Annotated in this window: 13 protein-coding genes and 4 pseudogenes; 4 read left to right on the top strand and 13 right to left on the bottom strand. The window is 69.6% G+C overall.

Features of this window, described 5'->3' with window-relative positions; genetic code table 11:
* Positions 1–40 precede the first annotated feature (40 nt).
* The 9 genes and pseudogenes from RKD20_RS46010 to RKD20_RS45970 form a co-directional block, all read right to left on the bottom strand.
* Entirely contained in the window at positions 41–769 is a 729-nt protein-coding gene (locus tag RKD20_RS46010; RefSeq protein ID WP_424882966.1) for a TSUP family transporter, read from the bottom strand.
* 61 nt (positions 770–830) lie between these two features.
* Positions 831–2,246, bottom strand: coding sequence for an ATP-binding protein (locus RKD20_RS46005; RefSeq protein WP_424882965.1), 1,416 nt, complete (start codon positions 2,244–2,246; stop codon positions 831–833).
* Positions 2,243–2,989: a response regulator transcription factor gene (locus RKD20_RS46000; RefSeq protein ID WP_424882964.1), complete on the bottom strand. Its 747-nt coding sequence runs from the start codon at positions 2,987–2,989 to the stop codon at positions 2,243–2,245. The genes RKD20_RS46005 and RKD20_RS46000 overlap by 4 nt, the downstream gene beginning before the upstream one ends.
* A 191-nt stretch (positions 2,990–3,180) precedes the next feature.
* Positions 3,181–3,744: a hypothetical protein gene (locus RKD20_RS45995; RefSeq protein ID WP_424882963.1), complete on the bottom strand. Its 564-nt coding sequence runs from the start codon at positions 3,742–3,744 to the stop codon at positions 3,181–3,183.
* 115 nt (positions 3,745–3,859) lie between these two features.
* Complete coding sequence (locus tag RKD20_RS45990; RefSeq protein WP_424882962.1) at positions 3,860–4,267, bottom strand: peptidase; 408 nt, start codon at positions 4,265–4,267, stop codon at positions 3,860–3,862.
* A gap of 332 nt (positions 4,268–4,599) precedes the next feature.
* Positions 4,600–5,457, bottom strand: a pseudogene (locus RKD20_RS45985) (hypothetical protein).
* A 194-nt stretch (positions 5,458–5,651) separates the two neighbouring features.
* Positions 5,652–6,289, bottom strand: a pseudogene (locus RKD20_RS45980) (hemolysin III family protein).
* A gap of 36 nt (positions 6,290–6,325) precedes the next feature.
* Positions 6,326–6,658 (bottom strand): MerR family transcriptional regulator, encoded by a 333-nt coding sequence (locus RKD20_RS45975; RefSeq protein WP_424882961.1) that lies wholly within the window; start codon positions 6,656–6,658, stop codon positions 6,326–6,328.
* 964 nt (positions 6,659–7,622) lie between these two features.
* Positions 7,623–8,051: an ATP-binding protein gene (locus RKD20_RS45970; RefSeq protein ID WP_424882960.1), complete on the bottom strand. Its 429-nt coding sequence runs from the start codon at positions 8,049–8,051 to the stop codon at positions 7,623–7,625.
* Positions 8,052–8,886: 835 nt separating this feature from the next.
* Between RKD20_RS45970 and RKD20_RS45965 the strand changes: the two genes are divergently transcribed.
* On the top strand, positions 8,887–10,074 hold the full coding sequence (locus tag RKD20_RS45965) for an IS30 family transposase (RefSeq protein WP_424883485.1): 1,188 nt from the start codon (positions 8,887–8,889) through the stop codon (positions 10,072–10,074).
* 101 nt (positions 10,075–10,175) lie between these two features.
* Here the strand turns inward: RKD20_RS45965 and RKD20_RS45960 are convergent, their stop codons facing one another.
* Positions 10,176–10,706, bottom strand: coding sequence for a lamin tail domain-containing protein (locus RKD20_RS45960; protein ID WP_424882959.1), 531 nt, complete (start codon positions 10,704–10,706; stop codon positions 10,176–10,178).
* 448 nt (positions 10,707–11,154) lie between these two features.
* Here RKD20_RS45960 and RKD20_RS45955 point away from each other — a divergent pair, with 448 nt between their 5' ends.
* Positions 11,155–11,547, top strand: coding sequence for a hypothetical protein (locus RKD20_RS45955; protein WP_424882958.1), 393 nt, complete (start codon positions 11,155–11,157; stop codon positions 11,545–11,547).
* A 273-nt stretch (positions 11,548–11,820) separates the two neighbouring features.
* Here the strand turns inward: RKD20_RS45955 and RKD20_RS45950 are convergent.
* Together RKD20_RS45950 and RKD20_RS45945 are read right to left on the bottom strand one after the other, a co-directional pair.
* Positions 11,821–12,427 (bottom strand): annotated as a pseudogene (locus RKD20_RS45950) (response regulator).
* Positions 12,428–12,591: 164 nt separating this feature from the next.
* The gene (locus RKD20_RS45945) at positions 12,592–13,002 is read right to left on the bottom strand and encodes a sensor histidine kinase (protein ID WP_424882957.1); all 411 of its coding nucleotides are present in this window, start codon (positions 13,000–13,002) and stop codon (positions 12,592–12,594) included.
* Between RKD20_RS45945 and RKD20_RS45940 the strand changes: the two genes are divergently transcribed.
* Positions 12,893–13,486, top strand: a complete 594-nt coding sequence (locus RKD20_RS45940; RefSeq protein WP_424883484.1) for an AAA family ATPase — start codon at positions 12,893–12,895, stop codon at positions 13,484–13,486. The two genes, RKD20_RS45945 and RKD20_RS45940, sit on opposite strands and share 110 nt — an antisense overlap.
* 57 nt (positions 13,487–13,543) lie before the next feature.
* A pseudogene (locus RKD20_RS45935) lies at positions 13,544–13,912 on the top strand (transposase); the annotation flags it as partial.
* Positions 13,913–14,349: 437 nt separating this feature from the next.
* Here RKD20_RS45935 and RKD20_RS45930 read toward each other — a convergent pair.
* A complete protein-coding gene (locus RKD20_RS45930; RefSeq protein ID WP_424882956.1) occupies positions 14,350–15,564 on the bottom strand; it encodes an MFS transporter in 1,215 nt (404 codons plus the stop codon).
* Positions 15,565–15,567 lie beyond the last annotated feature (3 nt).

The raw sequence follows: 15,567 nt of genomic DNA, 5'->3' as shown, positions 1-15,567 counted from the left end.
GTCATGAGTGTTCGCGAGAGCTGACGTCGGTGGAGGTCTGTCATCCTCCGGTGATGGCCAGCAGGAGGCCGGAGGCGATCAGGCCCGCCTCGATGATGAGGACGAAGAGGTGGGCCGGCAGCCGGTCGACGATCCTTTTGCCCGCCCAGGCCCCGGCTGCGCCGGCCGGGGCGAGGGCCAGGCCGACGGCGGCGCTGGAAGCGGTCAGTACGGCGGCGGCGCCGAAGACCACGAGTTTGGTCAGATGCATCACTACGGCGGAGGCGGCCTCGGTACCGATGTAGGCGCCGCGCAGCAGACCGCGGGCGAGGAAGAACGGGGCGACCATCGGTCCGACCGAGCCGACCAGTGCGGAACTGAAGCCGGAAGCTGCGCCGACGGCGGCGAACGCGCGATCGTCGAGCCGGGCCGCGTGCGGCTTCCAGCGCCGCCAGACGACCATGATCAACAGGAACACGCCGATGAGGCGGGTGAGGGCAGGCAGCGGCGCGGTGGAAAACAGCAATGCCCCGGCCGCGGCGGCCGGGACAGCGCCGATTGCGAAGATGCCGACCAGTCGACGCTCGACCTCACACCGGTTGAACCACACCCGGCTGCCATTGCTGGCCAACTGAGCGACGGTCAGAACCGCGACCGCGTCCCGGGTGCCGAGGACGGCGACGAACACCGGCAGCAGAAGCACCCCTCCGCCGAACCCGGCCACCGCCGACAGCGCCGCGGTGGCGAACGTCGCGGCCACCACCAGGGCCACCAGCAGCACCGTCTCCATGACGGCACATTCTTTCCGACGCCTTGGCACGGGCCGCCGCGGGGTCGCCAGGCAACCCCGATCACCACCCGCGGTCTGCCGCACTGGTGATCGGGGTTGCCTGGAAGCGGCGTTCCCGGCCGGCGGGTCGCAGTCGGACGTGGGCGTCGAGGCCGCCTCCGGGGGCGGCGTGCAGGGTGATCTGTCCGCCGGAGGCGTGCACGAGGTGGCGGACGATGGGCAGGCCCAGGCCGGTGCCGTCGTGGTGGGAGTCGGAGGCACGCCAGAAGCGGTCGAAGGCACGCTCCCGGTCGGTTTCCGGCATGCCTGGGCCCTGGTCGATGATGTGGAGGTCGGTGCCGGGGGAGCGGGCGAGGGTGATGGTCGTGCCGGGCGGGGAGACGCGCAAGGCGTTGGCGACGAGGTTGTCGATGATCTGCTCGAGGGCGCCGGGGATCGCCCACACCCGGCCGGCCGTCGGTCCGGTGACGGTGATGGTGACGTATTGCTCGGCGGCGAGGGACTCCCACATCGCCGCCCGCTCGGCGAGGACGGCGTCCGCGTCGACGGGTTCGGGGGTGGTGGCGGTGTTTTCCAGGCGGGCCAGGGCGAGCAGGCCGTGGACCATGCGGCTGAGGCGTTCGACCTCTCCGATGGTTTCTTCCAGGCTGGGGTGGGCGCGGGGGTCGAGGTAGGGCTCGAAGTTCTCCAGGCGCAGCCGCAGCGAGGTCAGCGGGGTCTTGAGCTGGTGGGAGGCTTCGGAAGCGAAGCCGTGCTGGGCCTGGAGCAGGTGCTGCAGACGGGTGGCGGTGTGGGTGAACGCGGCGGTCAGACGGCGCAGTTCGGGCGGTCCGCTGCCGGCGTCGGGCGGGTTGTCGAGGCGGCCGGCGGCTAGCTGGGTGGTGGCGCGTTCCAGGGTGCGCAGGGGCCGGGTGATCCAGCGGGCCAGGGTGAACGCCACGAGTGCCACGGCGGCCAGCACGCACGCGTCGGCCAGGGCGAGGGCGGCCCAGATGCGGTGTTCCCGCTCGATGACCATGGTCATCGGGTAGGTCACCTGGAGCGCGCCGCGGATGGTGGTGCCGGAGGAGCCCGGCATAGTGGCCGCGAGCACGTCCGTGCCGTCGGCGCCGGTGCGGGTGGTGACGGTGGTCTGGTTGCGCAGGGCGGCGGCGATGTCCGGATCGCCTGCCAGTGTCGTCCCGGCGGCGGTGGTTCCAGCGGAGTCGGCGAGCAGTCGGCCGGTGCGGTCGACGATCATGACGCGGGCGCCGGTGTTGTCCTCGGCGTACTCTTTGGCCAGTTCCGGCAGGGCCGTCAGGTTGCCCTTCTCGATGTTCTCCTCGGCGACCTCGGCCAGCATCGAGGCGTCGCGTTCGACGCTCTGGGAGAAGCGGGATTCCTCGCCGCGGGCGTAGAGGTAGCCGAGCGGGATCTCCAGCCCCAGCAGGACCAGCAGCGCCAGCGCGAGATAGCTGAGGATCAGGCGCAGCGTCACGACGCCTCCTCGGCCGTCCCCGGCTCACCGGGAACGGTCAGGCGGAAGCCCACGCCGCGCACGGTGATGATCCAGGCGGGGTCGCCCAGTTTGCGGCGCAGCGCGGCGACGTGTGCGTCGAGGGTTTTGGTGGGGCCGAAGAAGTGCGGGTCCCACACGGTGTCCATGATCTGCTGGCGGGAATGTACGGCGCCGGGATCGTCGGCGAGGTAGGCGAGCAGGTCGAACTCCCGTGGGGACAGCGCGATCTCGCGGCCCTGGAGGCGGACCTGCCGGGTGCGGCGGTCGATCTCCAGCCGGCCCAGCTGCTGGGCTGCGGCTGCCGGCACGGATGCGGGCGTCGCCGCGGGTGCCTGCGCCTGGGCCGCCGTGGGCAGCGCCTGTTGGGTGCCGGTGCGGCGGGTGACTGCTCGGATGCGGGCCACCAGCTCCCGTACGCCGAACGGCTTGGCGAGGTAATCGTCCGCGCCCAGTTCGAGTCCGACGACGCGGTCGGCTTCCTCTCCCCGGGCGGTGATCATGATGATGGGGATCGCGGAGCGGGCGCGCAGGGTGCGGCAGACGTCCAGGCCGTCCATGTCGGGCAGCCCGAGGTCGAGCAGGACCAGATCGGGAGCCTCGCCGGTGTCGGCGAGGCCGGCGGCGCCGGTGCGTGCCCTCTCGACGGTGAATCCGTAGCGGCCGAGGCCTTCGGTGAGGGGCCCGGCGATCCGGTCGTCGTCTTCTATCAGCAGCAGCCGCATGGCGACAGGCTCGCACAGCCGTGCGGCAGGAGCCGGAGCGTTCATCACAACCCGCCTGGGACCAGGGGAAACGGACGATGCGACAGATCTGACAGTGCGGGAGAAAAGGGCGCCGTCCGGCCGATCGGCGGGGAGTGGTGATCGGCCGGACGGATGCGGAAGGACAGCATGCGACGACGGAGGGCAGGTGGTCAGCCGTCGTCGGAGCGGTCGCTGTCCTCGCGTCGGTCGTCGCGGTGGTCCTCGCGCCCGTCGTCCTCCCGCCCCCCGTCGCGGCGGTCACCGGTGGCGGGCGGTGCGCTGGTGGCCGGTGCAGAAGTTCCCTGCCCCGTCCCGCTGTCCGTCGGCGGCAGAGCACTGACCGGGGGCGCGCTGGGTGTCACCGACTGGGTGGCGGAGACCTGACCAAGGTCGGAGGCGGGGCCCGGTGAAGGGCTGGAGGACACCGTGTTGCTGACCATCGACAGCGCCATGCCGAAACCGCCCGCGATCAGCAGGGCTCCGGCCGACAGTAGGAGCGGCTTGCGCCGGGCTGCCCCCTGCGGCCACCTGGCCGCCGCCCGCCCGGCCCGACGGCCCGCGCCGGAACCGTTGTTACCGGTCTCCAGGTGGGCGGAAACGCTGCCCACCGGATTCGCGGTGGGCGCGGGCGGCGCACCCGCCGACCAGTCCAGCGCGGAGGCTGACGGGGGATAGTCGAAGGAGTCCTCCGCGTAGCGGTCCCCATACCCGGAAGGACCGTCATCGGCGGGCATCGGGCCGAAAACTACCGTCTCGGCCATGTCCGGCGGCGGGGCCGGCTGTGAACGGCTGGGATCAACCGGCATGGCGACTGCTCCTGTTCGCGAGACGGTCGGGGCGGCGGGACCGTCAGCCCTCGTTCTCCTCGGTACCCTCCTGCTTGGTGCCGGTGACGTTGTAGCTCTTGTCCAGGTAGACCTCGACCGACGTGCCGTCCGACTTCTTCACCTCGACCGCGAGCATGCCGGGCTTCTCCCGGTCCTCCTCGGACTTCACGACCGTGCCCGGGAACTTCGCCACCGCGGCGGCCTCGGCCTTCTCCTTGACCTCACCGGTCAGCGGTGTCTCCTTCTCCTCACCGGCCTCCTCGCCGGCCTCGCCCGCCTGGGCATCCCCGGCGTTCTGCGCGGACTGCTGGGTGTCCGCGGCCTTCGAACTGCCAGAGTCGGAGTCGGACCCTCCACCACAGGCGGCCAGAGCGAACATCAGCACGGCGGCAGGAGCGGCGAGCAGGGCACGACGGGGCAGAACGCGCATCAGGAATCTCCAGAGCAACTGTCGGGGTGCGGTGGCCGGTGCGACCGGATCACCGGGGGACACACACGACCCTAGAAACCCGCCCTCCAGAGCACGGCCAACAAACGACAGCAGCAGACCAGCAAACCGCCAATCTTTCGCCACGGCCGCAAAACAGCAGCTCAAAGGCCGCTGAGGACCGCTGGCACCGCGCTCGCCCCGACCTCTCCCCCACCCACATCCCCCCCTTCTGACGGCAGCGTTGCGCAGCAAGGACCTCCCGCTGCTTGGCCAGGCTCGCCACCAAACGCCCAGGGTCACCGACCGAGAGTGGCCCGTCCCGTCCCTGACGATCATGACGCGTTGCCGAGGTCGGCGCCGGTGGCGGCGTCCCGCTGGAAGTGGTCGGTGCCGTGCCAGTCCAGGCACATGACGGCCGCGTCGTCCTGCAGGTGGCCGTCGTTGGCGTCGACGACCGCCGCGATCAGGGTGCGGGTGGCCTCGCGACGTTCGGCGAGGTTGGCACCGGCCCGCCGGCCCGGCGCAGGGCGCCCACCGCAAGGGTGGCCAGCAGCGCGGCGTCGACATCGTGCCCCATGGCGTCGGCGACGGAGAGTTGGACGGTGTCCCGGCCGATCGCGTAGTCGAAGGTGTCACCGCCGACGTGGTCGGCCGGCTCCAGCGCCCCAGCCACCGCGAACTGCGCCGCCTCGCACGCCAGTGAAGCCGAGAGCAGCCGGTGCTGGATCTCTGCAGCGAGGCTCAGCGGGACGGTACGCCGGCCCCACTGGTACACGTCGGTGAAGGACCGGTTGGCGATGCGCGTGCGCCGTCTCGCCGATCTCCCGCATTACTTCCGCGTCCGGCGCCGCGGGCAGGAACAGTTCGAGGAGTCCGATGGCGTCCCCGCGGTTGGTCACCGGGGCGACGATCCGCACCAGCGCGCCCTCGCCCTTGTCCTCCACGCCCGGCCGCTGGGTGCGGATCACATCGTCGTACGGGGTGCCCTGCAGCGTGATGCGCCGGGCGGGTTCATCGGTATCAACGCTGCCTGCCGCCCCCGGCCGCACGACGGAACTGCCGTTGAAGTCGGTGATCAGGAACGACACCGACACGGCCCCGAGGTGCTCTTGGAGCATGCGCGCGACCACGTCGAGCGACTCCACAGGTGCCGCGGACTCCGCCGCCTCCAACGTCCCCGCCAGAGTCATCGCCCTGCCCCGGCTACTCCCGTCTGCGGCAGGACGAGAGACCCGCCCGCCGTTCGGCCGTCCTACGGTCACAGACTCCTCCATTGCTCACGCTCAGGACTTCACCGAGAAAGACACGGAAGACGTGTTCCGAACCCGGTACCCGGACAGGTCACGCTTCACCGGGCCCGGCTTGTGCCCGCGAGGTAACAGCGTCAGGTGGCTGCGAGGAGGATGGCGGTGTAGTGCGTGGTGAAAGCGGCGATGATCAGGGCGTGGAAGACCTCGTGGAAGCCGAACCAGGCAGGTGAGGGGTCCGGGCGTTTGAGTCCGTAGACGACGGCGCCTGCGGTGTAGAGCAGACCACCGGCGATGACGAGGGCAACGACCGCGGCGCCGCCGGCGTGCGCGAAGTCGGGCAGGTTGAATAGGGCCACCCAGCCCAGCGCGATGTAGCACGGGGTGTACAGCCAGCGCGGAGCCCCAATCCACAGGATGGGGAAGGCGATCCCGGCCAGCGGTGGTAGACCGCGCTGGTACCGAACAGCAGGCAGGCCGACACCGCGTACACCGCGCAGGCCGCCACTGCGGCCGCCGAGCGCGAAACGGCGATCAGGACGATGCCCCCGGCCAGCGCCAGGGGGAACACTCCGGCGTGCAGCCAGCCGCGCATCCGCGGCTTCAGCACAGCTGCCGCCCGCTCCACCCCGGCTTCCAGGCCGGCGGCTGCCTGCCCGGCAGCCGACCGGCCAACCGCGCCTGCACGGGAATCAGTCGAGAGGGTGCGCGGGCTGCCGGGCCGGGGCTCCAACTCCCCTCCCCGCACCGACGACTGGGCATCTTCGGCGATCATGCGCTCATATTCTTGAATTCGGCGGAAGAGGGCGGCTCAGACGCTGGCCGAGTGCGGGGAGGCGGCGCGGCGGTGTTCTGCGTTGAGGCGCTGGGCTTCCTCGAGCTGGTCTTCGAGGGCGATGATGCGGCAGGCGGCCTCGATGGGGGTTCCCTGGTCGACGAGTTCCCGGGCGCGGGCGGCGATGCGCAGCTGGTAGCGGGAGTAGCGGCGGTGTCCGCCTGCGGAGCGCAGCGGGGTGATGAGGCGGTGCTCGCCGATAGCGCGAAGGAAGCCCTGCGTGGTGCCGAGCAGTTCGGCGGCCCGGCCCATGGTGTAGGCGGGGTAGTCATCGTCGTCGAGACGGCCGAAGGAATCGTCTGCTGTCATCTGACCTCTCTGTGGCACGCGTGGAGGGCCCTGGCGCCGTGCGGCGCCAGGGCCCGAAGGAACTGCTTCACCATCCGCCGGCCCTGTTACTGCGTCGGCCTTCTGTGTCCGCACACCCGAGCGAACTGCTGCCGGGGATGCTGGGATCGCGGTTGCTCGACCGGAGACCACCTCACTATCGATGTCCTGCGGTACCCGGACTCAACAAGCCGCCCGGGCGATCCTGATGGCGCCCAATTCCTCCGTTCATTCCCTCAATGCTGGTACTGCTGTACTGCGTACTGCTGGTGATGCGACCTGCTCCGTGGCCTGTCACAGCGCCACTCTTCGGCAGCCAGCCCCGTCGCCCGTCCTGCATCTGCTCTGGCTTAGAACCCCACTGCCGAACCTCCCGGTGCGCGCGTCCGCAGCCGACGCCTTCACCGAGGTACCGCTCACTGACTTCACTGCTGGGTAGTGCGTACTTCACTTGCGGGTACTGCCACTGCGGTACTGCTCGCGGCGCCCCTCACTGCGGGCCACCCGGTCCGGTCGTCAGTCCCGTCACCGTCCTGCATCCCTGGCTCCGGAACTCCACCACCGCACCGTCCTGCGCACTGCAACTGCACTACTGCTGACCGGCAGTTCGTGTCTGCCAGGCCCTGCTGTCTCTCTGAGCTACGAGAGAAACCATAACCACACCACCACCCAATGTCTACTCCAGCCAACACAGGTTTTCTGCGCGTGCGCAGGAGAGGCAATCGGCCTCGTGCAGCAGACAGGGCACCCGGTCGAGTCAGCCCAGGCCGAGGACTGAGGGGGCCAGCCGGAAACCGGCCGGCGCACGCGTGAGGCGTCACAGTCTCGTCGAACCCGCACACCCCGGCCAGGCCCCAGGGGATGTCATGGCTGCCCGCACTTTGGGGCCCGTGTGGCGTCCGGGGCAGACCGTCATGGCAAGACGACGGGCCAACGGGGCACGCTGTTACGAGGGGTGGGTACTGGTGGCGTGTCCACCGGGACCGCCGGACAGGGCGATGCGGGCCGTGATGCGCTTGCCGACCAGCTCCTGCTCGATGAACAGGGCTTCGGTGACGGCCCTGACGACCTCCAGGCCGTGCTGGCCGATCCGGTCGGGATCAGCGGCCCTGGCAACGGGCACGGTGGGGTCGCTGTCCCACACGACAACGTCCACGGCGCGGGCATTGATGCACAGTTCCAGCAGAACAGGGCCGGGAGCGTACTTGCGGGCGTTGGTGACCAGCTCGCTGACCACCAGCTGGGTGAGGTCCCTCGCGCGAGGGGGCACGGGCAGATGACGGTCAACCTGGGCCTTCGTGAGGAAGGCGACAGCGCGGTGGCGGGCTTCGGCGATGCAGCCGTCGTGCTCGCTCAGGGCGTAACGGGCGTGCATCAGGTAACCGTTCGCGGCCCCACAGCCATCGCCCTCGGATCCCACTGGCGTCGCCTCAATCCCCGTATACGAGTGCGCGAGCACCCATCCTCCCTGCAAACATGGCAGAGGCACGCTGTTAGGCAGGCACCCGGGTGCATTCCGCCCACCGTCTGGATCACTCCCGTGACACCACGAGACCAGACGGAGCAGCGAGGACGTCTCTGAGGATCGAGACCGAGCGGGTTCGTCCGCGGCGCACGCGCGGGTGCCGCCAGGCCGGTCGCAGGCTCCGCAGGGCATGTACGCGTCCGTGGGGGCGCCATGGTGCGCTGGCGTGCAATACCACGACGTCCTGGCAACCTTCGTCCGGATCCTGGGCGGCGACACCGGCACTTCACCCAGCTCCTGGACGACGCCCGCCACGAAGCCGGCGAAAGCGCCCCACTCCTGCTCACCCTCCCCGGCACGCAGGCGCCCCCTGATCCCGACCCCGTCGGCACTGACGCCGTCATCAAGACCTTCAGCAAAGTCCTCACCGAAGACCACACCGTCGAAGACGGCCGCGCCCGCCTCCTGCGCAAACACGCCACAGCCGCCCGCACCTCCAACCGGCCACGCCTCCACCCCCTCACAGCAATCACCGAACTCCGATGACCAAGCCGCTGCCCATTTGCCGCGCAGGCCCAGACCCGTCGGCCAAAGGCGCCCGTGCCGTCCCGGGCATGGCCTGAACCACGGTATGGCCCCGGCCGGACGACTTCCGTTCTAGTGGTCGTCGCAACACCCCGGTTCAGGGGGGTGCGATGACTTCAGGATTCGGGAGAACCGGCAGGGGGCTCAAGGCCGCAAGGTCCTGGTCCGTGAGCGAGCGGAATACTTCCGGCTCATGGATCAGGGCTTGACCAACACAGAGGCTTGCCGGATCGTCGGGATCAACCGGCGGACTGGCAAGCGATGGCGGCACGGCCGCCAGGCCACGGGAGTGACGCGGGGTGCTCCACCGGTCCGCAGACCGCTGTCGCCCGACAAGCCGTGCCGCTATCTGCGCGAGCCCGAGCGCATCCACATCGCCGATCGGCTGCGAGAGAAGGCGTCGATCCGGCAGATAGCCGCTGAACTGGGCCGGAGCCCTTCCACCATCGGCCGGGAGATACGCCGCAACGGCATGCCACTGCGCGGGGACGCCTCCCGCTGGACGTATCGCCCGCACGCCGCCCAGTCCCGCGCCGACGCCCGCCGGCCTCGGCCGAAGGCGGGAAAGATCGGCCAGAACCCCGAACTGCGCGACTTCATCCAGCACCACCTCGAACGCCGGTGGAGCCCCGAGCAGATCTGCCACGCTCTGCGGACACGCTTCCCCGACCGGCCGGAGATGCATGTGACCCACGAGACCCTCTACCAGGCCCTCTACGCCCAGGGCCGCGGCGAACTGCGCCGGGAGCTGGCCAAGGCACTGCGCACGGGCCGCACGATGCGCCGATCCCACCGGCAGTCCTACCGGCGCCAGCCCCGCATGGCCAGGGACATGGTGATGATCAGCGACCGGCCCGCCGAGGCCGCCGACCGGGCCGTCCCAGGACACTGGGAGGGCGACCTCATCATCGGCAAGGCCCACAAGTCCGCTATCGGCACGCTCATCGAGCGCTCCAGCCGCCTCGTCACTTTGGTCCACGTGCCCGAAGGCCGCCGCCCCGCCGAGATGCGGGACGCGCTCATCCAGACCGTCTCAACCCTGCCCGCCCAGCTCAGACGCTCTCTCACCTGGGACCAGGGCTCCGAGATGCACCTGCACAAGGACTTCAGCATCGCCACCGATATGCCGGTCTTCTTCTGCGACCCCGGCAGCCCCTGGCAGCGCGGCTCGAACGAGAACACCAACGGTCTGTTGCGGCAGTACTTCCCCAAGGGCACCAGCCTGGCCAGCTACACCCGCGAGGAGCTGGACGCCGTCGCGGCTGAGCTGAACAGCCGGCCACGCAAAACGCTCGGCTGGGAAACCCCAGCCGAGCGTCTCGCTAAGCTCCTGGCAACAGCCAGATGATCAACTTGTGTTGCAACGACCCCTGGAATTCGCCCGAACCGGCCGGGGCCATGCCCCTACACCTGCGACATCACGCCGTGCCGCTGATGAGGAAAGCAGGGTCAGTGGTGATGGCCGCCGTCGCGGTCGTGGCCACCGTCGCGGTCGTGGCCACCGTCGTGGTGGTGGCCGCCGTCGCGGTGGTGGCGCCCGCCCCAGGAGGCGTCGTCGATGAAGCGGCCGTGGTCGTTGCGCAGGGTGGCGGTGTCGGAGTAGTTGTCCCACACGTAGTTGTGGCGGTCCATGTACAGGTCGCTGCCACTGTCGCGGCCCTCGCCGGTGTGGATGCGGACGGTGGCGCGGCCCTCCAGGCGGTAGTGGTCGAAGGTGTAGGTGCGGCCGTCCTCGTTCGTCAGGGTCCAGCCGTCGAGGTTGACGTCGCGACGCGTGGTGTTGGTGAGCTCCACCCACTCCTTGTTCAGCGAACGCCGCGAGCGGTCCTCGGGGCCGGGCGAGTCGTACTGCACCGCGCTGATCTCCACCTTCGCCCGCTCGGGCCGGGCGTGATCGGCCGCCGACGCCGGCAGCGCCACCGCCCCGACGATCGCGGCGGCCGCGAGAGCGGCGGCGGACAGACGACGAGCGGTCACCATGGAAGAAGACACAAAGCCCCCAGGGCTGTACGGGCACCCGCCCACCCCCGGGCCTTTGCGGGCCGGACGGGATGGGCTGGTGCGGTGTGCGGGTGGCGGCCGGCTTGGCCGCACACCCACACCATGACCCCCGTGTGCAGATCGTGAACGCCATATGCGCACTCCATTACGTTTCGCCCACATTGCTGTGACTGTTGGATGCATCGTCCATTTATGCGGCGAACACACCAAGTTGACGCCCCACCAGATCCCCAACCGGTGCGCGCCTTGACCCGTCACCTCCCGCCGCCAGAGCGCGCCACCCCACCCCCCAACGGACCGCCACCCGAAAGTGCGTAACAGCCTCTGTGCCGGTGTCGGCGCCCGTCCTACCAGCGGCAGGGCCATCCAGCCGGCTTGCTGCTGTGTTGGTCGGAGAAGACGATGAGCCGCCGATGACGCCATCGGCGTGACATCGCCCGGCAACCGCAACCACACCCGGCCGTGGAGGGCTCTCCCCTCGCACATCCACCCGCTGCTGGAGGAGACCGACGTGAGCATCGCCCTGGACCACCACACGCCGCAGACCTTCGTCGACCTCTACGCCGGCGACCCGGCGGAAAGCGCCTGGCCCCCGGCCGCCGGGCAGGACACCAACTGCCTGCTGCCGCCGCCCAACCCCACCGAGCGCCTCAGCATCCCCATCGCCCCCCGCGACCAGCGCCGCCTAGCCCTGCACGCCGCGCTGACCACAGCCGGCATCCCACCGCGGCCCGAAGACCGCGACGCCATCGACCAACTCAGCGCCCTGCCCGCCAACATCAACACCACCCTGCAGCGCTGGCTGAGCCACACCGCATGAAGCGGGCAGATACCCTCGAGGTCCCTACGCACTGCACGCATGCCACACGAGCCGGGCAGCCTGATGCCTTCGCACCACGCCCGTACGCGGCCTGCACCGCCGCGACCGCCTGCTCGTAGGTGTCGGCCTGGGTGTCGATCGTCAACTGCACATCGTTTTGGGCCGTGTTCTCGGAGCCGGTGTCGGCGTACACGTGAACGTACCCAGGCGGGCCGTTGCCCTCCCGTGTCCTTGAGGCAGTGGGGGTGCGTGCCTCCTTCCCGGAGGTATCTATCAGCCTGTCAGACCGGTGCGGTAGGCATGAATGACGAGGTGTACGCGGTCGCGGGCGTCGAGTTTGGCCAACAGCCGGGCCACGTGGGTCTTCACGGTCCCGGCGCCGATGCAGAGCCGGTCGGCGATCTCGGCGTTGGACAGTCCTTCGGCAATGAGCAGAAGGACCTCGTGTTCGCGGCTGGTGACGGATCGCGGGAGCGGTGAGGGGCTGGCCGCGTGGTCGGGGGGCGGGTCGGTCAATGTAGGCGGCGATGAGGCGTCGGGTAAGGCCCGGGGCGAGGAGGGCGTCGCCGGTGGCGACGGTGCGGATGGCGGCGTGCAGGTCGTCGGGCGGTGCGTCCTTGAGCAGGAAACTGCTGGCTCCGGCGCGCAGTGCTCCGAAGAGGTACTCGTCCAGGTCGAAGGTGGTGAGCACCAGGACACGGGCGTGGCCTGCGGCGGTGATGCGGCGGGTGGCCTCGATGCCGTCCATGTCGGGCATGCGGACGTCCACGAGGACAACGTCGGGCCGGTGTTCGGCCGCTGTGGCGACCGCCTCGCGGCCGGTGCCGGCGGTGCCCACGACGTGCAGGTCGGTCACGGTCGTCCCAGTGGCGGGGGGCAGCGGCGAGGGGCCGACCGGTAAGCGGGCGTGGACGCGGAAACCGCCGGACTCGCTCGGGCCGGCCTCCAGCGTGCCGGCGTACAGCGTGACCCGCTCGCGCATGCCCGGCAGGCCGCGCCCGTCACGTTGCGGGGCCTGCCGGGCGGTGCCGTCGTCGGTCACGGTCAGCTCGCTGTGGCCGTGACCGACGGTGACGCGCGCGTCGTCGCGCCGGCATGTTTGACCACGTTGGTCAGCGCCTCCTGGACGATGCGGTACCCGGCTGCCGCCAAGCCCGGCGGCATCGGCGCCACCTCTCCGGTGACGGCGAGATCGACCCGCAGGCCCGCGCGGCGGGTGCGCTCAGCAAGCCGCTCAAGGTCAGCCAACCCCGGCGCGGGTGCCAGCTCCGGCGCTTCGGAGTCCTCGCGCAGCACCCCGAGCATGCGGCGCAGTTCCGCGAGCGTCTCGCGGCCGGTCGTCTCGATCGCCTCCAGCGCGCCGCGCGCCTCGGCAGGGCGGTCTTCGGCCACGAGGCGGCCGAAGGCGGCCTGGACAGAGATCACGCTGATCGAGTGGGCGATCACGTCGTGCATTTCGCGGGCGAGGCGCAGGCGTTCCGCGGCGGGCCTGGCCGCGCTCGCAGCCTCCAACCACATCCGGCACGACCGGATCGAGGAGGTACTCGACCTGGTCGGCCTGTCGGACGTCGCCGGCCGCCGGGCCGGCGCCTTCTCCCTCGGCATGAAGCAGCGCCTCGGCATCGCCGCCGCACTGCTCGGCGACCCGCCGGTACTCATCTTCGATGAGCCGGTCAATGGCCTTGACCCGCAAGGCATCCGGCGGATCCGGACCTTGATGCGGTCACTGGCCGCCGAGGGACGCACCGTGCTGGTCTCCAGCCATCTGACCGCCGAGATGTCCCTGACCGCCGACCACCTGCTCGTCATCGGCCGCGGCCGACTTCTGGCCGACACCACAATGAACGAGTTCGTGCCGGCCGGCGCCTCGCTGGAAGACGCCTATCTCCGCCTCACCGAAGCCGCCGTCGAGTACCGCGCAGAAGGGACGGGACGCTGATGTCCGACGCACTGGGAAGGCTCCCGGCCCGGCAAGTCGATCAGCGGATTCAAGCGCATGTACTCGCGGTTCGTGGCCCTGCGCGTGCGACCTGCCGGACGAGGCGTCCGCAAGGCCAGCGACGGTCCTGAACTGCCCGAACGCTGGCTGCTGGCCGAGTGGCCGGCCACCGAACCCGAACCGGTGCAGTTCTGGCTCTCGGACCTGCCCTCCGGGATGCCGCTGGCCACTTTGGTGCGGCTGGCCAAGCTGCGCTGGCGCATCGAGCACGACTACCGCGAGATGAAACAGGCCCTGGGACTTTCCCACTTCGAGGGCCGCACCTGGGGTGGCTGGCACCACCACGTCACCCTCGTCTCCGCCGCCCACGCCTTCTGCACCCTGCAACGACTGGCCCACCACCCAAAAGCCGCGGTGCAGGTCTGAGCCTCTACCAGGTCGTCCGCGAACTCCAGACACTCATCGCCACCTGGAACGGTGCCTGCCCCACCTGCCACCGCGCCATACCCACCCCCGTACGAACCTGACCAGGCCCTACTAGGCCGCATCACCGGTGCCAGCCGCGCTTCTCCAGGGCGCGAGCGACTCGCGTTCGAACGCGGCCTTCGGCGCGAAGCACAGCCTGGCGGGCAAGGCCCCGACGGCTGGGTACGTTCGTCCGTACGCGGCTGGTGAGTTAAGCCCGTACGCCGACACTTGTGGCCAGAGTTCGCGGTTGACCGTTGACCACCTCCTCATCTGGGCGCTGACCGCCTGGAGTGGATGGAGGTCAGGTGTGTGACGCCCGTCGCGGCTTCGAGTTCAGATGTGGGTGAGGTTCCTGCTCGACCAACTGATCCACGAGCCGGGGCCGGGTGTATGTATCACGTGAGCTTGGCCAATCTCGGCTGGATCTGATGCAACAACATGAAACCGATGGCTGACATGAGACATGCGCCGGCACAGGCAATCCAGAGGGCAGAGCTGCCGTAGTGTCCGTAGGCAAATCCACCTGCTGCTGAGGCAATAGTGCCGCCGACGGTCCAGGCGAAGGCGGCCATACCCTGGTAACGCCCTTGTTTCCCCTGTCCGGCGAACCTGGCCGTGACCTCCATGCTGACCGGGCCGCTGATGATCTCACCGAGGGTCCAGATGCACACCGTCACAGCGAACCATAGGACAGAGGACGCCAAGGCCGTGAAGCCGAACCCGGCGCCGATGAGAACGGCCGCCATCGCGAGCATGGTGAACGGCGAACGCCGGCACAAGTATTGACCGGCTGGAACCTGGAGAACGCAGATCAGCACTCCGTTGAGGGCGATGAGGGCCCCGCAGGTCGCCGGGGTGAGACCGGATGCTGACATGGCGACCGGGAGCGTGACCGTCATTTGTTGAAGCACCGTGCTGAGCACAGTGAACAGCACGACGCACAGCAGGAATGGTGTGTTCGTGCGCAGGCTGCCGAATGCGTGGTCGGGTGGGCCGGTGGCCACGGATTTCTTGATTGCCGGTGCGGGGACCTTATACAGCAGGACCAGTGCGCATGCCAGCGTGGCACAGGCGTCGGCGATGAACAGGAGTTGGTATCCGGCCTCTGCTGCGAAACCGGCGAAGAGTACCGATGCCGCGAATCCCAGGTTCATCGCCCAATAGTTGAGGGAGAACGCCCGTACACGGTCCCGGTGGTCCAAGAGATCGTGCATCAGCGCGCTGGTGGCGGGGCGGGAGGCTCCGGAGAAGAGACCGACAAGAAATCCTGAGGTCACCAGCAGGACGTCGCTAGTGCTGAGTCCGAGAAGCACAGTGCTGGCCGCAGCACTGGCGTGGGATGCCAGCAGCACGGTCCGGCCTCCCAGACGGTCCGTCGCGACGCCGCCGACCAGCGAACCTGTCATTCCCCCCACACCGACCACCGCTGCGGTCAGCCCGGCGAACGTCACAGTTCGGCCCTGAGAAGTGGTCAGGTAGAGCGTCAGGAAAGGGGCGACGAAGGTGCCCAGTCGGTTGATCAGCGTGCTGGCCCACAACCACCAGAAGACAGGGGGCAGCCCGCCGACCGCACGGGTCGTGGAGGCTCGAATCGAGCTGGCAACAGACATGAC

It is taken from the genome of Streptomyces sp. SLBN-8D4 (genome assembly GCF_049739545.1).
GTDB classification, from domain to species: Bacteria; Actinomycetota; Actinomycetes; order Streptomycetales; family Streptomycetaceae; genus Streptomyces; species Streptomyces canus_C.
This window is presented reverse-complemented; position numbering and strand designations above follow the sequence as displayed.